Here is a 21,446-nt window from a genome sequence, read left to right as displayed (position 1 = left end):
CGCTCTGTGCCGAATTGGCGTCATCACTCGGTGGGCGCGCAGGTGATCTGCCTAGACTAGAGGGCATGGATAACACCTGGCTGTGGTTGGTTGGCGGACTCGTGATCGCGTTGGTGGGTGCCTCCGCGGTTCTGAGGCGTGTGCGCACCAACAACGCCCAGCTTTTCTCTCAGGAGGCCACGGCAGAGCGTGCAGCCCAGGCCTCCGCCCGGTTGAGCGAGCCAAAACATCGCCTGGTCAACAGCTACCTCGCCATGGGCAACCTGCTCGCGGCCGCCCAAGAAATTCGCAACGCCACGGGCCAGAACGCCCGCGGCGCCCTGTTGGATGCCCAGGCCATGCGCCTGCACCCGCAACCCTGGAAGCCCGAGGGACTCTTTGAAGACGTGGCGCCGCCAGTGAACGGGCAGGGCGCGGAAGGGCAGGGCAAGGAAGGGCAGGGCACGGACGGACGCGGGGCGACCGGGCAGGACGAGTCCACGCCTTCCGGCGCGGAAACCGCCGACCCCGGAACCCGGACACCCAAGCCGGAAGGCGAGCACACGGCGTCGGGCACACCGCGGGGAACTGGCGCCGACCCCTCACCGGGCCCCAAAAATTCGCCTCAATCCGCCTCCACACCCGCCGTGGCGTCGGCCTCGACGCCCGCCGAAACCCGCGCTAGCGACGCTCACTCCGAGGCCACTTACGCTCACGACTCGGACCACAGCGCCGCTGATGCCGACGGGCAGCCTTCCCCTGACGGCCCGCCCGCGGAGCCGTGGGCGCGCAACGATCCCGAATGGACCATCCCGGATTCATGGGGTGAGGTCTACGGCGGGGACGCCGGGCGCGGCGAGCGGCACATGGAGTTCACGCACCACGATGGCGAGGATCTGCACCGCTTCTCCACCCAGGACCTGCCGGATTCGGAGCGGGACCAACTCATGTCGCAGCTGCGAGATGGCGATATGGCCTCTGCGGCGGACCTGATCGCAAATCGGGTGGGGCTTGATCGGGACGAGGTGGAGACGGCGTTGCGCTCCAACCACGAGTCTGGCAACGACCGGATGGACGGGATTGCCGTCCGCTTTGATCGCGGAGACGGCACGGCCGTGGAGTTCTCCACCCAGGAGCTGCCAGAGGGCGAGCGCCAGGCCTTTGTTGAGGCGTTGAAGTCCGGAGATTTGGTCAGCGCGGCCCAGGTGGTCTCGCGGCACACGGGCATCTCCCAGGAACAGGCGCTGAGCCTGCTCCACGCCTTCCGCCGTCGCGGTTAGGGCCGGACGCGCGCCTCGCAGCACGGCGACCAGCTGGCCAGTCCACGAGGCCTCCAGACATAAAAAAATGCCCCGGACTCTGATGAGTCCGGGGCATTTCACTGCGGAGACGGGGGGATTTGAACCCCCGGTCCACCTTTCAGCGGACCCTTCATTAGCAGTGAAGTCCATTCGGCCGCTCTGGCACGTCTCCACATTGCCCTGAGGCAACGTCAACAGCGTAGCGGAGCCTAGGCGTGGACACCAAAACCGGGGCCCGGCACGGCCTCAGCCGCGGTGCAGGCGCTCCGGAGCCACAGCCGCCTCCCACAGGAAGCTGTAGGAGCGAGCCAGCATGCGTGCCGTATCGGCGTGATCAATGCTGCCGGCGTGCCCCCCGGTACTGTCCTCGTGGTACCAAACGTCGTCCACGCCGTCGTGCATCATGTGGGCCGCCATCATGCGCGCCTGCACCGGGCCCACCCGGTCATCGCTGGTCGTGGACCAGATAAGGGTGGGCGGGTAGTCCGCTCGGGGATGATCCACCAGCCGGTGCAGCGGGGACATCTCGCGTAGGAATTCGGCATCCCCGGCCACATCCGGATCCCCATACTCGGCAATCCAGGAGTGCCCGGCGGAAAGGCGCGTGTAGTGAAGCATGTCCAGCAGGGGCACCCCACAACTGATGGCGCCGAACAGCTCCGGGAAGCGCGTGAGGGCGTTGCCGGTCAGTAGCCCGCCGTTGGAGCGGCCAATCACGCTGGTGAGCGCGGGGGCGCTGAGCCCGCTCTGGTGCAGGTGCCGCGCCACCGCCTCCAAGTCCTGGAAGGACTTGACGCGATTCTGGCGCAGGACGCTTGAATGCCATTCGGGGCCGTACTCCCCACCGCCGCGAAGGTTGGCCACCACGTAGGCGGGCGCCCGCCCATCCGCCGTGCGGCGCTGCAGCCAGGCCAAGCCCACGGCGGCGGAGTAGGTCGGGGTCAGCGAGGAGCGGAAGCCGCCGTAGGCGTGGATCAAGGCGGGTGTGGCCCCGTCCGCCGGGACGCCGATCGGCGCGATGAGGAAGTACGGGATCCGGGTCCCGTCCTGGCTCGTGGCAAAGTGCTGGCTGACCTGGTGCTGGGACGCGTCAAAGCGCTCAGTCCCGGCCGCAATCAGCTCCGGCTGGGCCCCCAGGACCCCGCGCCAGAGCCTGGCAGGCTCCAGGAAACCGGAGGAGCTCATCCAGTAGTCCTCTGCGCACGCCGGATCCTCGTCATCCACGGGCCAGACGCTCACGCTGGAGAGCGGCGGCACACCGGGGACCGTTTGTGACTCCCACCCCTGCGCAGGGTCCAGGAGCAACACGGTGGAGACCACGTCCTTGAGCACGCCGATCATGGCGCGGCTGCGCGTGAAGGCGAGCGACTCCAGGGACTCACCCGCGCCAGGGGACCAGACGCGTTGCACTTCGCGGCGGCCGTCCAGCCAGTCATCCACCTTGGCGACCACGAGCGAACCGGCCGGGTGAGTGTGTCCCTCCAACTCCCAGTCACTCATGGTCCAGACGATCAACCACTCGCGGAAGTAGCGCACCCGGGCGTCGAACGGGACGGTCACGTCCTCCCAGCCGCTCCCGCGCCCGCGGTCCAGGAAATGGCGCGAGTGGTAAAAATCGATGCTGTCCTCCGCGATCTCACGCTCAAAACCGGGCGTGTGATCCTTGGTCGCCCAGGCACTGACGTGCGCCGCGTCTACCTCAAACACCACCGGCGCCTCATCCAAGGCGACCCCGCGCCGCAGTCGCCGAATGCACCGCGCGTATGAGGAACAGGTCGTGTCATCCGGTCCGGTGACCGTGCCGACCAGCAGCTCATCGGGGCCGGACCAGGAGAGGTGCGTCTTGGCCGTGGGCAGATCAAAACCGCCGGGCACCCAAGCCCGCCGCTCGACGTCGAACTCCCGCACCCGTTTGGCGTCCCCGCCATCCGGGGACAGGCTCACCAGGACCCGAGTGGGCTCGCCGCCCTGCGGCATGGGGCACCACGACGCCCCGGCCCAGACCCACTCCACGCCCTCAGCCGCGCTCAGCTCGTCCAGGTCAAGCAGCACCTCCCACTCCGGGCTCCCGGAACGGTATGACTCCCAGCTGGTGCTGCGCCACAGACCTCGCGGATGTGCGGCGTCCTGCCAAAAATTCACGTAGCGGGAGCCGTGTTTTGCCACGGCCGCGATCCGGTCCTCCGCGTCAAGGGAGGCGGTGATGGACTCCACCACGGCGCGGTGTTGGGCGGAATCAATCACTGAATCCGTGGCGGCGGACTGCTCCGCGGCCCAGCCGAGTGCGCGCTCGCCGTACTCCTGGCCCAGCCACGGGAACTGTTCGGAAGGATCGGGGGTCTGGGCGGGGGTGGGCTGCTCTGTGACGCTCATGCTCCGACCCTACGACGTGCGCGTGGGGCTTGGGTGGGAGGATGGAGGCAAAGACTTCAGAAGGGTGGACGGTGAGCGAGCAGTCGGTGCAGCAGGGTAACCAGGCAGAGGGGCGGGGCGCGGGCGGCCCCGGCCCTGGCTCCGAGTCCGCTGTGCGCCGGGTGGTTGTGATCGGTGCGGGCCCGCGCGGCACCAGCGCCGTGGAACGCCTGGTTTCGAGGGCGGCAGCATCCGGCGGCGTGCCTGCTTCCGGGCTGCGCATCGAGGTCGTGGATTCGCACGAACCAGGGCCGGGCCATGTCTGGAACACGGAGCAAAACCGCCTGTTCCTCATGAATACCCCCTGCTTCTATCCCACCGTGACGCCGGAGCGTCCGGCGGGCTCAGGCGCGCCGGGGCTCAGTTTTGAGCAGTTCCGGAGGTTGATGGGCGACGGCGCTGTGTTGAGTGAGACGGAACGGGCCGAGTTGGGTGCCATGAGCCGCACCTCGTACCCGCCGCGGGCGCTCTACGGCGCCTATCTGCGCCATGTGTGGGCGCGAGTCGCAGCGCTCGCCGAGTCCACACCCGGCGTCGACGGTCCGCATCATGTGCGGGCCACGGCCGTGGCGATTGACCCGGATCCGGCCGGCGGCTACCGCGTGGTGCTAGCGGACGGGGAGGTCCTGGCCGCCCACGATGTGGTGCTGGCGGTGGGACACGTCCCCGCGCGCCTGACCCCTGCGCAGGAGGCCGCTGGGCGTGCTGCCGCTGGGTTCAAGGCCAGTTACCTCCCGCCGCATGTGCCGGCGGATGTGGATCATGAGGCTTTCCCCGCGGGGGAGAACGTGCTGGTACGCGGGCTCGGATTAAACTTCTTTGACCTCATGATTGTGCTAAGTGAAGGCCGCGGTGGGGAATTCCGGGACACCGGATTACCCGCCGGTCGCGCCCTGGAATACGTGCCCTCCGGGCGCGAACCGCTGGTCATCGCCGGGTCCCGCCGCGGCGCGCCCTACCGGGCCAAAAGCGCCGTCGACTCCTTTGTTCCGCGAGGAGTGACGCTGCGACACCTGGTCTACGAGCGCGTGGCGCGCGCCGCACGGCAGGGCGCCACGGGGCGCACGCCGGGCACCGTGGACTTTGAACGGCACGTGTGGCCGCTGCTGCAACGAGACGTGGTGGAGCACTATTACGCCACCCTCGCGGATCAGGCCCCGGAGTTGTTTCCGAGCGGCGCCGAGCCGTTCCTAGAAGATCTGGCCCAGATCCTGGACGCGCCCAATGACATTGGCGATGAGGTCTGGACGGTGCGCACCAAGGACCTGCTGCGCTCGGCCGCGCCGGAGGCCGCCTTCTTTAACATTCGTGCGCTGGCCAAGCCCTTTTCCGGGGTGGGGCACACCACGCCGGAGGGACACGCCGCGGCCATTCTTGAGTGGCTGGAGGCGGATGCGGCCGGGGCCGCGCTGGGAGAAGGCTCGGCCGAGCATCAGGGCATCGGCGCCCTTCACGCCGGGCGACTGGTGACCAAGCGCCTGGCAGCGGAGGGTCTCATCGACGAGCTCTCCGTCGCGACGCAGGTGCGCGGCTGGTTCGAACCGCTTGTGGAGGGGCTGGCCTCGGGGCCGCCCCTGGAACGCACGGAGCAGCTGGCGGCGCTGGTGCGCGCCGGGGTGGTGCGGATTTTGGGCCCGGAACCCACCTACACGTTCGACGACGCGGAGGGGCTTTTCAGCGCGGCCTCACCCTGGGTGAGCGCGCCCCCCGTGACGTCGCGGTGGATGGTGGAAGCCATGATGCCCGCCAACCGCGTGGCCGTGACGGCCTCGCCGCTGCTGCGGGACGTGCTTGAATCCGGGCTGGGCCGCCCGCGCCGCCGCACCAATGAGGACGGCGAGACCGTGCCGGGCTCTGGCCTGGACGTGGTCGGGGCGGATCATCGTTTGGTGGGCGAAGACGGGCATGTAGCGGACAACGTTCATGTGCTGGGGCTCCAGCTCTCCTCGATTCAGTGGGGCACCGCCATCGCGGCCGAGGCAGGCGCCGGGTCAGACGATGGTGCCCGCACGCTGGGCGACGCCGACGCGGTGGCCGCCACGATCCTGCTGCGCGCGGGTGTTCCCCTGCGTCAGGTGGCCCTGGGGTGGGTCCTGCCGTAGGTGGTGGTGAGCGCTCGGCGTGTTCGGCGTGTTCGGCTCGTGGGCGTCGTGAGGTCCGTCGGCGCGAGCCAAGCGGGCTTATCGACGAGAAGCGGGCTTGAGGGGTGCTTGGGAGCGATAGGCCCGCTTCGAGGAGACGTTCCGGCTCTGGGCTCGACGTCCGTGGCCGGCTTCGGGCGCGGGCGCGGGCATCGTGGGCGTCGTGAGGTCCGTCGGCGCGAGCCGAGCGGGCTTATCGACGAGAAGCGGGCTTGAGGAGTGCTTGGGAGCGATAGGCCTGCTTCGGGGAGACGTTCCGGCTCCGGCTCTCGCGCTCGGCGTGTTCGGCTCGTCGGCGTCGTCGGCGTCGTGAGGTCCGTCGGCGCGGGGGAAGCGGGCTTATCGACGAGGAGCGGGCCTGAGGGGCGCTTGGGGGCGATAGGCCCGCTTCGGGGGAGGCGTTTCGGCCCCGAATCGCCCCCCGAAACGCCAGGAAGCACGCACCCCGTGAGGTGCGTGCTTCCCAGTATCTACGCGGAAGGTAAGGGATTTGAACCCTTGGTTGGGGGTTACCCAACACTGGTTTTCAAGTTTGACCGGGCCCGTAATCACGCGGATCGTCTGGTGTCGCTCAGTATCAGAATCCCCGGAATGACACGGAACTCGGTGTGCAACTGTGGCACCCGATAGCCAATGGTTGTCACGCCGATGGACAGTGAATGGACAGTGATCGCATGGGCTTCGGCGTCTTCGATGGAGGCGGGCGTGTAGGTGCGACCCTCATTGCCCAGAACAGTGCGGGGCTCGCTGGGCCCGTCTGTACCAGTTGATACAGTTGCCGTTTCTCGGATGTCGCGGGCCACGGTGTTGAATCCAGCCCCAACGACCGGTGCAATCGCCCGCGTGCTCATGCCCTCATCGGCGAGCATCCGCACCATGTCCTGGCGCTCGTCAGAGATCCCCTAACCCATACAGAACAAAATCGCCTCCCCGGGCGCGTCCCTTGTCCCCGGTGGTGGCAGGCCCACGGGGTAGGGGTGGAACGACGAAAAGGGCGGGGCAACCGAAGTTACCCCGCCCAGCTCCAAGTCCTCCTAGATGTACATGATCGCGTGCGAGCTCTTGCCGTTCGGCATCGGCTTGCCGCAGTTTGCGTTCCATGTAGCCACATCGACGGTTTTCACTACCGGGCAGTTGCAACCAGGGGTTCCAGCGTCCACCTTGCAGCTCGGATTCTTCAAGTGGACATCTACCTTCGCGTGCGTGCCGCCTGCCTCTCTGGCGATAACCCGAAAAAGTGCACCATCTTGAACTGGTTCGTCGGGGCGCTCAGGCGCGGTGTGGCGGTGGTAGTGGTTTGGGTTTCTCGCAGCCATGATGATGCCTTTCGTGGGGGCGGCGCCGATTGCGCCGCCTCGCAAATGAGAGTAGCCAGGGCGTTTCGATCGTCTCAGATACTGAGACGCTGGACGCTGGGAGGCGTCACAGCAGGTGCCCCAACGTCGCGTGGAAACGTTTGGGGTCGCGGTGGGGCGAGCACATGCCGTCGACACCTGTGGTCTTGTTGGACCAGCGGGCTCGGCCCGGCTCGTTGCCTTTCCACGAGAGCAGCACGGTGCCGAGCACGGGGTCTTCGACGCGCTTGCGGTAGACGCGGCCCGGCGCGCGCTGCCTGGGGCGGGTGCGGCCGTCATTGCCGATGACAGCGCAGGGTTCAACTGGCTCAAATGAGCCAGTTGAGGAGTCTCGAATGTCGCGCTTCACCTGAGCCGAGGACGCCAACAATCGGAGCGATGGCCCGGGTGCTGACGCCCTCATCGGCGAGCATCCGCACCATGTCTTGGCGCTCGTCACGGGCCAGCCGCATCGACTCAGATTCGAGGACGATCTTGACGTCGTTTCGGATGCGCTCGATTTGGCTGTCGAGGCTAGCCAATCTGACGTGGGATCTCTACGAAGCATGTCCACGCTGAGGCCACTTGACTGCAGAGTCTCGGCGCGGATTATGCCTCGGCGAAGAGTTGGGTGTCCCCGCAGTTGGGGCACGCGCCAACGCGGGTGGTGCCCGCTGGAGGGGGGTTCTCATGCACGGTCACAGCTGTGAAGACCCCGGTCTTATTGCACTTGGAGCAAGTACCTGACATCTCATTCACTTCGTATTTAGGCATGGCCCATTTTTGCACAGTCGATGGGTGGTGAAGCGGATGCCGATCGTTCGGATGAACCGTGATCGCGTGTAGTGGCCGCCCATCTAGCTCGTAGTCATGCAGGGACCAGCACGGGGACCCCGCGGAATGTCCGACGCCGGAGAAAAGCCCCGAGAGAGAGGTGGCTAAACGCGTAGCGGGCAACTAGGGCCCCCGGAGGGGTGGGGTGGGGCCCTAGTCGCCTGGTCGGCTCCGGGTTCTGCCTGTCCGGGGGCGCTGTCAGGTCAGCGTGTTTCACCGTCGCGGTGGGGTGCTCGCTGTTAGTGCCAGAGGTCGTTTGGCCCGCGTTTCCCGAGGTTGTCGAAGACGCTTAGTGAGGCTTGGAGCATGTCCTCGTGGTGTTGTGCTTGGTCTTGTTCGGTGTAGGTGTGGGTGGTGGGTTCGGGTGGTTGGTTGGCTCGCTGTTCGCGGATGGTGTTGAAGGTTTCTTCGGCTTGGGTTGCTTGGTTGAGGGTGGCGAAGAATGCGTTTGCTTGTTGCTTACGAGTGTTCATAGGAATGCTGATCCTTCTCTGAGTAGTTCGGGTCTGTGGGTGCAGAGGGTGGAGTGGCATGAGCAGCGGAACGCCGCCCCGACTGGTTGAGGGGCGGGGCGGCGTGGGGCTGGTTTGTGTGGGTTAGTTGTAGCTGGGCAGGGTGTTGAACGCGGGGGCGGCAGCGTGGCGGCAAACTGCTGCGTGCCATTGGTAACCGCCGCGGGTAGCTGTGCTGGTGCCGTTTGCTCGGGCGTTGGTGTCTTGCTCGATGCGCTGGTGAATGTTCTCTTCGACGTTGTTCAGTGCGGTGTAGCGGGCCTGGACTTCTTGCCAGTCCTTGGCGGGGTCCAGCGTCCAACCGGCTTGGACGAGGTCTAGGACACCGTGGCGTGAGTCGTTGTTGAGGACCTGGTTGAGGGTCGGTGTGAATAGGGCCGGTCGGGCATTGGTTGGCCCGGCGGCGTTGCCAGCGTTTCCGGCGGGTTCGTTGATGAGTCGCTCCCACGCTTCGAGGAGGGAGGCGGCTTGGACTGCCGGGGCAGCCAGAGCGATGAGGGATGCGTCGGTGCCGTTCATGATCGCGTTGAGTGATGAGCCGGCGGGCAGTTGCGTGGCGGCATCGTTGACGGTTTTGGCGGCTTCCCTCGCTTCCTTGTGCCAGGTGGGGAGCACCTTGGTGTAGGCCTCTCGCTTGGCTTGGTTTTCCAGCTCGCGAATGTCCATGGAGAGCGCGCCGGATACGCCGTTGTTGGCCAGGATGTGGCCGATGGCTTGGCGGATGACCTCGGGGTCGGTGGCGGGGTCGCGCCCGTCTCGGTAGGCGCTGCGTGCTGCGGCGGTGAGGCCGCTGGTGGAGTAGTCGGGCATGGGATGGGGCATGTTGCTGGGTGTGGGCAGCGGCGCCTTGAAGCTGTTGGCGGCTTGGGCGAAGTAGGTATGCAGTGCGGTACTCATGTGTCCTCCTTGGACGTCTGTGGGTGGCCCTGTGTGGGCCGGTTTCTGGTTGGTGCCCTGGTTGGGCGGGAAAACGCGGTGCCGTGTCAACCGGCGGTGGTCTGGGTCGGTGGTTCATGGTGGTCCTTATTTGGTGAGGCCTTCGGCGGCGTCTACGAGGGTGTTGGAGAGGGTGAACGCTTCTTCGGCGGAGAGGACGACGGCGACTTTGTTGTCTGTGCGGTAGAGGACGATGCTGGGTCGGGGCTGGCCGTCGTCGTGGATCCAGTTGCGGGCGAATACGCGGCCCATTAACGGGGTCGGGATGTGGCGGGGGCCGCTCAATTGCTTTCTCCCAGAGCGTCGGTGAGTTGTTCGTGGAGTTGCAGGGCGTGTTCGGTGGTGATGCAGAGCAGTATGTGGTGGTCCCGGGCGATGAGCGCGATACCTGGTGTTGTTGGTGTGGTGGGGTCGCCGGTGAGCATGTTGGCGTGGTCCACGCGGAGGGTTTCACCTTCGATCCAGCGGCGGCGGTAGAGGCTTTCGTGGCTTGTGTAGCTCATGTGGTGCGGTCCAATCCGGTGGTGAGGATGAGTGCGCCGCTGAGTCCGCAGAGCTGCGTGGTGGTGGGGCTGGTGCGGTATCGGGGTGCGGCGTAGGTGTGTGGGTAGTGGCAGCGTGGGCAGGTGATGCGCACGCGCCGGGGTTGGCCTGGCACGTCCAGGTAGGAGGTGGCTTCGGCGGTGGGAAGGGTGCTCACTGCTGGGCCTCCTTGGCGGCTATGTCGTTGGCGGTGCGGTTGAGGGCTGCGGCGATGCGTCGGGCCTCGGTGGGGGTGAGGTGGACGAGTCCGCGGCCGTTGCGTTGGATGGTCATGCCGGGGACTTTGCTGCCGTCGGGGTTGAGGTATTTCTGTTCGACTACGCGCGTGATGGATGAGCGGTGGTAGCCCTGGCGTGGGTCGTTCATGATGTGCTCCTGGAGATGAGGCAGGGCCAGCACCCGTGATGGATGCTGGCCCTGGGGGCGTGGTTTGTTCAGGCGGTGAAGAGGTCGGGGCGCTGTGCGATTTGGTTGCAGGTGTAGCACCCGTGAACGTCTTCTTCTTTGTGCAGTGGACACGTCGAAGGTGTCAGGGGATCGCTCGAAGGTGTCGAAGGTGTCAGGTTTGCGGGGATGACACCTTGAGTGACTCCTTGGGTGGGGACAGTTCGAAGGTGTCGCGAAGGGGTCATGTCCGTAGGAGGTGACTCCTTCGACTCCTTCGACACCTTCGGAGGTTCGGTGACTCCTTCGAGCGAGTCTTCGACTGCCCATACCCACCCGGCTCCAAAGGCAGCTTTGCGACTAGCGATCTTCGGTTCTCGACACCGCTTTCGAGCGTTCTTCATATCGTTGTCACTGAACCCTGCTGCGCGTCCGGCTTTGATGACGTCTCCGGCTGGTGCTTCGCCATCGTCGCGGCCTTTGAGGAAGTCGAGGACAAACTCTTGGGCAGCGTTGCGGTCCTCCTGTTCGCCCTCGTCGTCGCCTCCTACTGCTTGTCGGGCGAGGATCTGCCCCACGGTCGTGTCCGTGGGGCCACCGAAGATTGCTCGGCCGACGCTGACTGTGCCGTCGGGTGTTTCCACGTCCTCGGAGACGATCTCGAAGGAGTAGGACCCCAGATCCGTGGCGTAGTTGTTCTTGTCCACGGTCATGACTCGCTCCCCGCTGTCCTCGTCCTTGGCGAAGGCCAAGAATGAACGCACGGCATCACGCCAGGCGTGCGAGCCTGAGAGCTTCGAGGACACGGAGCTTTGTCCCTTGGCGAAGTGATTGATGAGTACGAGGGCGAGGTCGTACTTTTGCGCTAGGGCGATGAGCGGGCCCATTGCTTGGCGTACGTCTTGGACCTTGTTCATGTCTCCTTGCATGAGTGCCGGGGCCGGGTCGAGGACGATCATCTTCGCGCCGGTCTGCTGAATGGCCTGTTCCATCATGAGAGTGTCCACGGGGAAGCGCAGTTCTCGTTCGCCTTCCCAGTTTTCGGAGACGGTGCGGATTGCAACCTGGAATACCTTGTCGAGGTCTGCGCCTGCGGCGATGAACCGGGGAACCATGACTGGCCCCCAGTCGTCTTCGGGACCAACAATGATGACCGCTGACGGCTTGCCGTAGTAATCACCTTCGAGGGTGCCTCGGGTGAGTTTCGCCGCGACGGAGATCACGAGTGTTGTCTTGCCTTCGCCGCCCTTGCCTGCGCATGTTGTGGCGGTGCCAGCTGGCATTAGGTTCTGCCAAACCCATCGTTGCCGGCGCGGGGTGATGGTGGATGCGGGGGTGAGGACGAGTGAGTTGGTGGGTTCGCTCAAGGCGACTCCGTTCGTCGTTGAAAGGGCTGCGCCCCGCCCTTGAGAGGTAGGGCGGGGCACAGCAAGTGGTGGTGTTGCTTGGTTCAGGACACGGCCCTGAGGTGGTGTGGCAGTTTGCCGGTGCGTTCGTATTGTTCGCGGCAGGCGTGCCAGCCTTGGGCGTAGGAGTAGGCGGCTAGCGGGATGTGCTGCCAGCGCTGGTATTCCTCGTTCACGCCGTCACGTTTGCCGTCTGAGTAGGCGCAATGCCGCTCGAACGCGAGGAAGGTTTGCACGTCGTCCCTGTCCAGCAGCTCCCACACTTCGGGTTGCGGCTCCTGCTTGGTATCCGCGCCACCATGCCTCACCTTCTGCGAGTGCGTGGCGCTCGGGGGAGTGGTCATCTCCCATCACCGGGCCCTGTGGGCTTGCTGGGGGAGCGGTGCGGGGGTTCCCCATCGGTGGCGGACCTCGGGAGGCACCTGGTTGTAGTTGTCGCTCACTTGCCTAACACCTCGCACGCCACCGTGAGGAACGCGGGCACGTCATAGCCGTGGGTCTCCGCATACTCCATGAGGCTCTGCATCGTGTGCTTGCTGAGGTCAAGAGCATCCTCCGACCCGAAGAAGTCACGCGCAGCCGCGAGGCGGTGGTCCTTCTCGACTGATTGCAGGAACGCGATCAGCTCGGGGATGCGGCGCACCGGAACCACCTCATCGGTCTCAAGAGCGACGGTGACGCCCTCCTTAGCGCTCTGGTACTCGGCGACCTGCACCCCGGCCACGTTGACGCAGGACACCACCACGGGGGTCTCTGAGGGGTCTGGGGCGATAGTGAGTTGCCGACGCTGCGGCTTGTCCAGGATCAGCGCGATCAGGTCACGCAGCGCTGCGAGGCCCTCGGCGTCCATCGGCCCCTCCTGCGTCTCCAGGTCGAAGCGGAGAACGCCGTCAAGGTCTGTGCTCCGGTGGAGGAACACGCCAAGGTCACCGGCCTCGGGGGTAGAGAGCGGGACAGCTGTGTTGATAGTCTGCATAGTCATGGTGGTCCTTCCTAGGATCCACAGGCGGCTTCGAGACGGTTCTTGGCGGAATGGGTCTCGGGGCCGTTTTTCTTGTTGGTGTGGGTAGTGCAGCGGGAACAAGTGCAGCCGGGGCTCTGGGCCCGGTGGACTGCCGTGGTCCCCGTGGGGTCTAGGTACGTGATGTGAACGGACTGATCCGGCACAATTTCTAGTGCGGCTTCCGCGCGAATCTTGTCCAGATTGCGGTTCACCCAGGAGCGGGTTTGATCGGCGTAGAACCGTGTCCAAACCATGTCCACGGATTCCTTGCGACTGCAGTCACCGAGTGCTTCGAAGGCTCCTGTGAGAGCGGCTCGGTGTGCTTGCCGGTTCAAGCTGTCCTTGCGGCTACCGCAGAGAACTTCCGGACCCGAGTCGGTACTCATCCGGCCCCGCCGTCCAAGTAGCGGTTCAGGTCCGTGATGCTCACTCGCAGCTGCTTGCCGATCTTTAGCACCCGGACCGGGAAATCGCCGCTCCGGACCAGGCGGTACCCGGTAGCTCGGCTAATGCCCATCCCTTCGCAAGCGGCCGGCACACTCGTCGTCCGCGCCTCCGGGGCTTTCAAACTGATCTCAGTCACTGGTCCTCCTCGACTCATGCGTCCCGATTTCGGGGCACATGAGAAGCAAATCACGCCGTCTCAGTTCTTGTCAAGCGTCCCGACTTCGGGACACGTGAGATAGGCTGACCGCATGGATTCCACAGACTTGAAGACGGTCCGGGAGATCGTCGGGAAAAATCTGGCGTTGTTACGCGAAGAGCGCGGTTTGAGGCAGCAAGACCTCTCGGACGACATGGGTGCGTTCGGATTCTCATGGTCGCGTGCACGAGTTGCTGAGGTCGAAACCGGGAAGCGCCCCATTTCCTTTGAAGCGCTCTTAGCTGTGGCTTTCGCTTTGTCCGACCGTGGCGAGGTTGTTGGGCTAGCAGACTTGTTCGCTGGGGACGGGTGGGCGGAAATTTCCGATTCGGTTCGGATCAGTCAGGCGGGGATTCGGCGCGCTGTTGATGGCGGTCCAGTTGAACTGGATTTGAGGCCTGAACTGGGCAGGGCCATAGCGAATCAAATGCGGGCTATGGAGCCCGGGCTTCGAACCGCCATCGAAAACTTGGGCCTACCCAGCGGAACCACATCCAAGGAATTTAAGACCGCAGTGAGGTGGGGTCGAAGTGAGTCCGCAAGACGAATCGCGAAGCAGCTCGGCATCACCGTCCAAGCGCTCCACGTGGTGGCACACCGTCTCTGGGCGCGGCCGCTTGAGGATGAACGTGACGCCAGGGTGAGCGAACACGATTTTGCTGATGCTGGGTCGATGCGAGCGGCACGAGGACAGGCGACCCGACGACTCACGGGCGAAGTGCGTGAGTACCTTGGCGAGGGTGGCTCGGATTCGTGAAGGGTTTCGTCTACAAAGAGTGCCCTTGCAGCCGGGCCGGATTGCTGGGCGCGGTGGAGGGTGGCCGGGCGGCGACGTGCCGGAAGCGCCATGGCGTGTGGCTTTACCGCCTCGAGGCTGGCACGGACCCTGAGACGGGCAAGCGTCGCCGCCCCTCAGGCGGCGGCTTCGAGACCCGTGCAGAGGCAGAAGCGGCGCTCTCAGAGGTGCGCGAGCAGATCCGCCTAGGAACCTGGACGGATGACAGGCGAACGACAGTCGGAGAGTACCTTGACCGGTGGCTAGCCCGGCGCGCGGACGGGCTCAAGACCACCACGCTGGACACCTACCGAGGCCACGTCGAAAAGTTCATCCGTCCCGAGCTCGGGGCCGTCCGTATCAAGGAGCTGAGGCCAGGACACATCTACGCCATGCTGGACGTCGTTGCTCAGGGCCGGTCGGCGGCGAGCGTGCACCGGGTGCGGGCCACGCTGCGTAGCGCGCTGGCGTCTGCGGTGCGTGAGCGGCTGATCTCCTGGAACCCGGCGCGAGACTTGGAGATGCCCCGCGAGGAACGCTCAAGGGTCACGCCGTGGGAGCCGCGCGAGACGGTGGCGTTTCTGGATTCTGTGGCAGGGGACCGCCTGGCGCCGTACTTCCACCTGGTGGCTTACCTGGGGTTGCGACGTGGTGAGGCCCTGGGGCTGTCCTGGGATGACGTGGACCTGGTACGAAGGACCATCACCATTCGGCAGAGCATCGTTCACGCCGCCCGTCGTGCGGATGAAGCTCCGTGCGTGCACTGCGGGGCCGTACACGGTGGTCTGCGCTTCGACACCCCAAAGACCAAAGAGAGTGCCGGGGTGGTGCATCTGGATGCCGACACCGTGGCGGTGCTGCTCTCCCAACAGCTGGCGCAGGGAGAGGAACGCGCGGACTGGGGAGACGCCTACCTTGACCACGGGCTTGTGTTCGCCCGTGAGGACGGCAACCCCTACCGGCCAACGTGGATCTCTCACCGCTTCGTCGAGCTGCAGGGCGGCGTAACTGTGGCTAAAGACCCCGACACCCCGGGTGGTGAGCGCAGGGCGGTGCGTCGGGTGAAGCTGCACGACCTGCGCCACGGTGCGGCATCCATGATGTTGGCCGCTGGCGTCGATATAGCGATCGTGTCCAAGGTGCTTCGCCACTCCACGATCAAGCTCACGGTGGACACATACACGCACCTGTTGCCCGGCGTGGGGGAGGCCGCAGCGGAGGCCCGCGCGGACGTGCTGCGCAAGGAGCGTTCCCGCGCAAGAGGACAGTGAATGGACAGTGATCCGGGTTTTCAGGCCCTCGTGAACGCAAGAAGCGCCCGCCGTGAGGCGGGCGCTTCCCTTGTTCTACGCGGAAGGTAAGGGATTTGAACCCTTGGTTGGGGGTTACCCAACACTGGTTTTCAAGACCAGCTCCTTAGGCCGCTCGGACAACCTTCCCTGCCGGAACAGTCTAGTGGATGCGCACGGGGCCTCAGGCCACCCGGCGCGACCGCGGTCGCAACCGAACGTCGTCGGGCGCTGGAGTGGTGACGGAACATCGGCGTGGCCCCGGGCAGAACAGCGCCGACCCTCCCGGCAGACCAGCGGCGACGCACTGTCGCAAACACTGGCCCGGACACCCCCGGCGGTGGCACGGTGAGGGTATGAGACTGCTTCCAGCCGCCACCCTGCCCCAGTCCATGGCCGCCGCCGTCTTTGTTGGCGCCGGTGGCCCTGAAGTCATCGAGGTGGAGCGGCGTCCGCTGCCGGAGCCGGGGCCGGGGCAGGTCCTGATTCGGGTGGAGGCCGCAGGCCTGAATCGCGCCGATGTGCAGCAGCGCCGCGGCTACTACGCCCCGCCGCCCGGCGCCAGCGAGATCCCTGGGCTTGAGGTGGCGGGCACCATCGCTGGCTACGGTCGCGGGGTGAGTGAGGCCGCGTGGCCGGAGGGAACCGCCGTGTGCGCGCTGCTCACGGGAGGCGGCTACGCCGAGTATGTCGCGGTGCCGGTATCTCAGGTGTTGCATGTCCCTGACGGGCTGGACATGGCCCAGGCAGGCGCGCTCATGGAGACGGCGTGCACGGTGGTGGCGAACCTGTCCCACACCGTGCAGGTGCACGCTGGGGATTGGGTTTTGGTCCACGGGGGCTCGGGCGGGATCGGCAGCCTGGCCCTGCAGTACCTGCGAGAGCTGGGGGCACGGACCATCGCCACCGGCTCCTCTGAGGCCAAGCTCGCGTGGGCCACGGCGCATGGAGCCACCCACACCGTGGATTACACCCGCGAGGACTTCCCAGAACGGGTGGCCGCCCTGACCGAGGGGCACGGCGCAGATGTGATCCTGGACGTGGTGGGAGCAAAATACTTGGACGCCAATGTGCGCTCCCTGGCTACGGGCGGGCGGCTCGTCATCATCGGCCTGGTGGGAGGCGCCCGGGCGGAGCTGGACTTGGGCGCCCTCCTGACCAAGCGTGCCTCCGTGCATGCCACCACTCTCAGGTCCCGCCCTGAGGAGCAGAAGGCGGCGATCGTGGCCTCCGTGGGTCAGCGTCTGTGGCCCTTGGTGGAGGCGGGCAGTATCACCGTGGAGGTGGACCGCACCTTCCCTTTGATGCGAGCGCGTGAGGCGCATGAGTACTTTGATTCCGGGGAACACCGCGGCAAGATCGTTTTGACGGCCTGAGACCACCGCGAGGCCACCGCGAGGCCACGCCCGGTCCGCCCAAACGCCGTGAGATTTGATCGTCAACCCTGTAGATTTGACTAATTGGGGTGCAAACTGGGCGCCACTGCTTGTCAACGAGAGGGAGCCGCGTGCACGACGAGACATCGCTGACCATGGGGCGGGCCCGCCGCGTCTTCTTTGAGCGCATTCTGCCGGAGTGCTACGGGGCCCGCGTCAACTTCAGCATCGAGGCGTACGAGCTCCCCGGGGAACCCGTCCCCGTCTCTGAGGGCCCCGGGTTGGACTATCAGCCCTTCACGGCCGGCACGCAGTGGGGCCCGCCGTGGGCCACCACCTGGTTCCATGTGCGCGCCACCATCCCGCAGGACTGGGCCGGCCAGCCGGTGGAGGCCCTCATGGACCTGGGCTTTGAGGGCAACCGCCCGGGCTTCCAGTGCGAGGCGCTGGTCATGCGCCCGGACCTGACCCCGGTCAAGGCCGTGAATCCCCGCAACCACTGGGTCCCGGTCACGGAATCCGCGCAGGGCGGCGAGGAGATCGAGTTCTACCTCGAGGCGGCCTCGAACCCCGTCATTCTGGGCGACCAGCCGTTCATTCCCACCCAGCAGGGGGACCGCGAAACCGCGGATAGCAATCCCATCTACACCGTGCACGCCCTTGAATTGCGCGTGATTCGCCGCGAGGTGTGGGAGCTGGCCCAGGATGTGGACCTGCTGATGCATCAGCTCCCGCATTTGCCCCAGGGTCAGCGCAAGGGCCTGGTGTTGCAGGCCCTTGATGACGCCATGACGGCGCTGGATCTGCGGGACATTCCCGGTACCGCGGCTGCGGCGCGCGCGGTGTTGCATCCGGTGCTCGACGCCCGTGGTCCGGACTCTGCGCACCGCATCTCCGCGATTGGTCACTCCCACATCGACTCGGCTTGGCTCTGGCCGTTGCGTGAGACCAAGCGCAAGGCCGGGCGCACGGTCTCTTCCATGACGGACCTGCTTGAGCGTTATCCCGAGTTCCGCTACGGCATGTCTAGCGCCCAGCAGTACGCGTGGGTCAAGGAGAATTACCCCGCGGTGTGGGAGCGTCTCAAGGCCGCCGTGGCAGAGGGCCGCTTTGAGCCGTTGGGCGGCATGTGGGTGGAATCCGACACCGTCATGCCCTCCGGTGAGTCCATGGTGCGCCAGTTCTTGCAGGGCCAGCTCTTCTTCGAGAAGGAGTTTGGCAAGCGCTCTCGCGGGGTGTGGCTCCCGGATTCCTTTGGCTATTCACCGGCCCTGCCTCAGCTGATTCGTCGCGCCGGGTTTGAGTGGTTCTTTACCCAGAAAATCTCCTGGAATCAGGTCAACACCTTCCCGCATCACAGCTTTGACTGGGAGGGGATTGACGGTTCCCGCGTGTTCACGCACTTCCCGCCCATGGACACCTACAACGCGGAGCTCAGCGGCGACGAGCTGGACAAGGCGGACCGGCAGTTCCGCGAGCACCGCAAGGCCAGTGGCTCCATTGCCCCGGTGGGTTGGGGAGATGGCGGCGGCGGGACCACCCGCGAGATGATCGCGCGCGCCGCCCGCCTGTCCAATCTGGACGGAAGCCCCCACGTTCAGTGGGAGTCCCCGGACGTCTTCTTTGACCGCGCCAAGGCAGAGATGCCGCACCCGCCGGTCTGGGTGGGGGAGCTGTACCTGGAGCTGCACCGGGCCGTCACCACCAGCCAGCACAAGACCAAGCAGGGCAACCGGCGCTCGGAGCACCTGCTGGTGGAGGCCGAGTGGTGGGCCACCGCCGCGTGGCTGCGCACGGGAGCTGAGTACCCCTATGACGAGCTGCAGGAACTCTGGCGCATTGTGCTCACGCACCAGTTCCACGACATCCTCCCGGGCACGTCCATCGCCTGGGTGCACCGCGAGGCCATCGGCACCTACGCGGACGTCATCTCGCGTCTGGAGCGCCTCATCGAGGCGTCCCTCGCGGTCCTGGCCGGAGAGGGCTCGCTGGCGCTGAGCGCCAACCCGTCCTCCTTCGAGGAGCGCGGAGCGCTCCCGGGCGGCATCGCGGTTGCGCCGCAGCGCACCGGTGAGACAGCGCCCGACGACGCCGCTGACGCCACCGTGCGGGAGTCCGCGGACGCCGTCGTGCTCAGCAACGCCCAGGCCGAATTCACCTTTGATCGGCAGGGCCTGTTGCTGCACGCCGTGGACCTGTCCACGGGCCGGGACTACAGCGTTCCCGGCCGGCCAGGAAACCTCTTCCAGCTGCACGAGGACTTCCCGAATCAGTGGGACGCCTGGGACGTGGATCGCTTCTACCGCGACTCCGTCCAGGATCTGGCAGAGGTCGCCGAACTGCGCCACGAGGTGAGTGATGGCGTGGCAACCCTGTTCCTGACGCGGACCTTTGGCGATTCCACGCTGAGCCAGCGGCTGAGTCTGGCGCCGGGGGAGCGCACCCTGCGGGTGGCGCAGGAGACGGAGTGGAAGCAGACGGAGCAGTTCCTCAAGCTGGCCTTCCCGCTCTCAGTGTGGGCTCAGGACGCCGTAGCTGAGACGCAATTTGGCTTCCACCGCCGCGTCACCCACACCAATACCTCCTGGGAGAATGCCAAGTTTGAGACCTCCACCCAGCGGTGGGTGCTGATCGGGGATCGCGACGGCGGGGTGGCGCTTGCCAACGAATCCAGTCACGGCTTTGACGTGACCAGGGACGTCACCGATGAGACCGGCATGATCACCACGCTGCGCCTGTCAGTGCTGCGCGCGCCGCGCTACCCCGACCCGGACACGGATCACGGCGTGCACACGCATGAGTACGCGCTGCAGCTCGGCTCCACCGAACTGGCCGCCACCCGGCTTGGCCACAGCCTCAATGCGCGCCAGCGCTCCTTCACCGGGGCGCGCGCCGTGCAGCCGCTGGTCACCGTGGAGGGTGAGGGCGTGCTCCTGGACGCGGTGAAGCCGTCCGAGGACCGCTCCGGAGACCTGATTGTGCGCGTGCACGAGGCCGGCGGGCATCACGCGGCCGCTCAAGTGCGCCTTGACGTGCCCTTCGCCAGCGCGGTGGAGGTCAGCCTGTTGGAGGACGCGGCGGGGCCAGAGCTGCCAGCGCCCGACGGCGCGGTGCGGCTTGGCCTGACCCCGTTTAGTGTGCGGACCTTGCGTTTCCGCCTGGCGTGAGTTGGCCGGGGGCGGGGCCAGGCTAGGGCCCGCCCCCGCCGCGCAGCATCCCGTTGTGCACCGGTAGGCTGGTTCCCATGGGCCTGTTTTCACAGTTGCGCGCCGGGAAGGCGGACGACCGCGAACTTGGCCATGCCCTGTGGCGGGCGGATCATGATCGCTTTCGCCGGGCAGTGGATCGCTTCCATCAGGTCCTCGAGGGCGCCGAATCGAATGCGCTCTACGCACAATTGTTGCCGCAGGCGGACCGGCTTGGAGCCTTGATTCCCTCCGTCAGGGAGGCCTGCGTCGCCTGCCAGCGCCTGGCGCCGGTGGAGGGGGATGACGTCCCTGGGGCTTTGGAGCCGGCGCACAGGGCGCTCTCTCGCGCGGCTAACGAGGCGGCCACCGCCGCGCAGGCCGCCGCGATGGCGCGCTACTCCACAGAGCAGGACGCCGTGGTGGCTACCGTCACCCGGCGTATCGGCATCGTGGAGCAGCGTGTTCGCGAAGCGCTTGAAGCGTCGCGCTGAACCGCCACGCGGTGTAAGGATGGGGGAATGAGTGCATTGACATCCCCCGAACTGACTTTCAACGATGGCCACACCATCCCGCAGCTGGGCTACGGCGTATGGCAGGTCAAGGATGACGTGGCAGAGGACGTGGTGGGCCAGGCCCTGAACGCCGGCTACCGCCACATCGACACCGCTGCCATCTACGGCAACGAGGCGGGCGTGGGCCGCGCCCTGGCCGCCACGAACGTGCCGCTGGATGAGATTTTTGTGACCACCAAGGTGTGGAACTCCGAGCAGGGCTTTGAGAAGACGCTGGCCGCCTTTGAGGTCTCCATGGACAAGCTGGGCCTGGAGACCCTGGATTGCTACCTGATTCACTGGCTGCAGCCCCAGCGCGGCACCTACGTGGACACCTGGAAGGCCCTGGTTGAGCTGCAGAAGCGAGGCCGCGTGCGCACCATCGGCGTTTGCAACTTCACCGCGGAGGCGCTGGACGAGCTGATCGAGGCCACGGGCGTGGTCCCGGCCATGCTGCAGATCGAGACCCACCCGTACTTCCCCCAGAACGAGCTGCGCGCCTACTGCGCTGACAAGGGAATCCTGCACCAGTCCTGGTCCCCGCTCGGTAACGGCACGGGCCTGCTTGACGAGCCGGTGCTGGCAGAGATCGCCCAGCGCGTGGACGCCACCCCGGCGCAGGTGGTGCTGGCCTGGCACCTGCAGCGCGGGTCCGTCGTGATCCCCAAGTCCGTGACCTCCTCACGCATCGTGGAGAACTTCGAGTCCGTTGGCGTCACGCTCTCCGACGCGGACATGGCGCTGGTGGATGGGCTGGATCGTGGCCCCGAGGGGCGCATCGCCGCTGACCCGGCCACCGCGGACTTCGCCTAAGCGAAAACCTGCGCTTGGCGTCAGGT

Annotated in this window: 21 protein-coding genes and 2 tRNA genes; 8 read left to right on the top strand and 15 right to left on the bottom strand. The window is 66.1% G+C overall.

Going from position 1 to position 21,446, the window contains the following annotated elements; translation table 11 throughout:
• Window positions 1-65 precede the first annotated feature (65 nt).
• Window positions 66-1,259, top strand: coding sequence for a hypothetical protein (locus DWQ67_RS10205; RefSeq protein ID WP_121485515.1), 1,194 nt, complete (start codon window positions 66-68; stop codon window positions 1,257-1,259).
• Window positions 1,260-1,363: 104 nt separating this feature from the next.
• On the opposite strand, the gene DWQ67_RS10200 is transcribed toward DWQ67_RS10205, so the two are convergent.
• Together DWQ67_RS10200 and DWQ67_RS10195 are read right to left on the bottom strand one after the other, a co-directional pair.
• Window positions 1,364-1,452 (bottom strand) — tRNA-Ser (locus DWQ67_RS10200).
• Window positions 1,453-1,526: 74 nt separating this feature from the next.
• Window positions 1,527-3,653, bottom strand: coding sequence for a prolyl oligopeptidase family serine peptidase (locus DWQ67_RS10195; protein ID WP_121485514.1), 2,127 nt, complete (start codon window positions 3,651-3,653; stop codon window positions 1,527-1,529).
• Between the two features lie 71 nt (window positions 3,654-3,724).
• Here DWQ67_RS10195 and DWQ67_RS10190 point away from each other — a divergent pair, with 71 nt between their 5' ends.
• Window positions 3,725-5,794, top strand: a complete 2,070-nt coding sequence (locus tag DWQ67_RS10190; RefSeq protein ID WP_158595429.1) for an FAD/NAD(P)-binding protein — start codon at window positions 3,725-3,727, stop codon at window positions 5,792-5,794.
• A 587-nt stretch (window positions 5,795-6,381) separates the two neighbouring features.
• Here the strand turns inward: DWQ67_RS10190 and DWQ67_RS10185 are convergent.
• From DWQ67_RS10185 to DWQ67_RS10130, 12 genes are all read right to left on the bottom strand, one after another.
• Entirely contained in the window at window positions 6,382-6,711 is a 330-nt protein-coding gene (locus DWQ67_RS10185) for a hypothetical protein (RefSeq protein ID WP_147433667.1), read from the bottom strand.
• Between the two features lie 544 nt (window positions 6,712-7,255).
• Window positions 7,256-7,537: a hypothetical protein gene (locus DWQ67_RS13630; protein ID WP_147433666.1), complete on the bottom strand. Its 282-nt coding sequence runs from the start codon at window positions 7,535-7,537 to the stop codon at window positions 7,256-7,258.
• Between the two features lie 703 nt (window positions 7,538-8,240).
• Window positions 8,241-8,474, bottom strand: a complete 234-nt coding sequence (locus tag DWQ67_RS10175; protein WP_121485510.1) for a hypothetical protein — start codon at window positions 8,472-8,474, stop codon at window positions 8,241-8,243.
• 123 nt (window positions 8,475-8,597) lie between these two features.
• Window positions 8,598-9,410, bottom strand: a complete 813-nt coding sequence (locus tag DWQ67_RS10170) for a hypothetical protein (protein ID WP_121485509.1) — start codon at window positions 9,408-9,410, stop codon at window positions 8,598-8,600.
• Between the two features lie 126 nt (window positions 9,411-9,536).
• Window positions 9,537-9,734 (bottom strand): hypothetical protein, encoded by a 198-nt coding sequence (locus DWQ67_RS10165; protein ID WP_121485508.1) that lies wholly within the window; start codon window positions 9,732-9,734, stop codon window positions 9,537-9,539.
• Window positions 9,731-9,952 (bottom strand): hypothetical protein, encoded by a 222-nt coding sequence (locus DWQ67_RS10160; protein ID WP_121485507.1) that lies wholly within the window; start codon window positions 9,950-9,952, stop codon window positions 9,731-9,733. Before DWQ67_RS10160 ends, DWQ67_RS10165 begins: the two co-directional genes overlap by 4 nt.
• On the bottom strand, window positions 9,949-10,149 hold the full coding sequence (locus tag DWQ67_RS10155; protein ID WP_121485506.1) for a hypothetical protein: 201 nt from the start codon (window positions 10,147-10,149) through the stop codon (window positions 9,949-9,951). The genes DWQ67_RS10160 and DWQ67_RS10155 overlap by 4 nt, the downstream gene beginning before the upstream one ends.
• On the bottom strand, window positions 10,146-10,358 hold the full coding sequence (locus tag DWQ67_RS10150; RefSeq protein ID WP_121485505.1) for a hypothetical protein: 213 nt from the start codon (window positions 10,356-10,358) through the stop codon (window positions 10,146-10,148). The genes DWQ67_RS10155 and DWQ67_RS10150 overlap by 4 nt, the downstream gene beginning before the upstream one ends.
• A 68-nt stretch (window positions 10,359-10,426) precedes the next feature.
• Window positions 10,427-11,743, bottom strand: a complete 1,317-nt coding sequence (locus DWQ67_RS10145) for an AAA family ATPase (RefSeq protein WP_147433665.1) — start codon at window positions 11,741-11,743, stop codon at window positions 10,427-10,429.
• Window positions 11,744-11,826: 83 nt separating this feature from the next.
• Entirely contained in the window at window positions 11,827-12,126 is a 300-nt protein-coding gene (locus tag DWQ67_RS10140; RefSeq protein WP_121485503.1) for a hypothetical protein, read from the bottom strand.
• Window positions 12,127-12,221: 95 nt separating this feature from the next.
• The gene (locus DWQ67_RS10135) at window positions 12,222-12,764 is read right to left on the bottom strand and encodes a hypothetical protein (RefSeq protein WP_121485502.1); all 543 of its coding nucleotides are present in this window, start codon (window positions 12,762-12,764) and stop codon (window positions 12,222-12,224) included.
• 403 nt (window positions 12,765-13,167) lie between these two features.
• Window positions 13,168-13,368: a helix-turn-helix domain-containing protein gene (locus tag DWQ67_RS10130; RefSeq protein ID WP_199712684.1), complete on the bottom strand. Its 201-nt coding sequence runs from the start codon at window positions 13,366-13,368 to the stop codon at window positions 13,168-13,170.
• Between the two features lie 112 nt (window positions 13,369-13,480).
• Here DWQ67_RS10130 and DWQ67_RS10125 point away from each other — a divergent pair, with 112 nt between their 5' ends.
• Entirely contained in the window at window positions 13,481-14,185 is a 705-nt protein-coding gene (locus DWQ67_RS10125) for a helix-turn-helix domain-containing protein (protein ID WP_121485500.1), read from the top strand.
• A gap of 95 nt (window positions 14,186-14,280) precedes the next feature.
• Entirely contained in the window at window positions 14,281-15,474 is a 1,194-nt protein-coding gene (locus tag DWQ67_RS10120; RefSeq protein WP_158595428.1) for a site-specific integrase, read from the top strand.
• An 80-nt stretch (window positions 15,475-15,554) separates the two neighbouring features.
• On the opposite strand, the gene DWQ67_RS10115 is transcribed toward DWQ67_RS10120, so the two are convergent.
• Window positions 15,555-15,642: transfer RNA gene (locus DWQ67_RS10115), tRNA-Ser, on the bottom strand.
• A 242-nt stretch (window positions 15,643-15,884) separates the two neighbouring features.
• Here DWQ67_RS10115 and DWQ67_RS10110 point away from each other — a divergent pair.
• From DWQ67_RS10110 to DWQ67_RS10095, 4 genes are all read left to right on the top strand, one after another.
• Complete coding sequence (locus DWQ67_RS10110) at window positions 15,885-16,868, top strand: NAD(P)H-quinone oxidoreductase (protein ID WP_121485688.1); 984 nt, start codon at window positions 15,885-15,887, stop codon at window positions 16,866-16,868.
• Window positions 16,869-16,999: 131 nt separating this feature from the next.
• Window positions 17,000-20,035: an alpha-mannosidase gene (locus tag DWQ67_RS10105; RefSeq protein ID WP_121485498.1), complete on the top strand. Its 3,036-nt coding sequence runs from the start codon at window positions 17,000-17,002 to the stop codon at window positions 20,033-20,035.
• A 77-nt stretch (window positions 20,036-20,112) separates the two neighbouring features.
• Window positions 20,113-20,547 (top strand): hypothetical protein, encoded by a 435-nt coding sequence (locus tag DWQ67_RS10100; protein ID WP_121485497.1) that lies wholly within the window; start codon window positions 20,113-20,115, stop codon window positions 20,545-20,547.
• Window positions 20,548-20,574: 27 nt separating this feature from the next.
• Window positions 20,575-21,420, top strand: a complete 846-nt coding sequence (locus DWQ67_RS10095) for an aldo/keto reductase (RefSeq protein WP_121485496.1) — start codon at window positions 20,575-20,577, stop codon at window positions 21,418-21,420.
• Window positions 21,421-21,446: the final 26 nt, after the last annotated feature.

It is taken from the genome of Galactobacter caseinivorans, assembly GCF_003640665.1.
GTDB classification, from domain to species: domain Bacteria; phylum Actinomycetota; class Actinomycetes; order Actinomycetales; family Micrococcaceae; genus Galactobacter; species Galactobacter caseinivorans.
The sequence above is the reverse complement of the archived record's forward strand: the minus strand, read 5'-3'. Positions and strand labels throughout refer to the sequence as shown.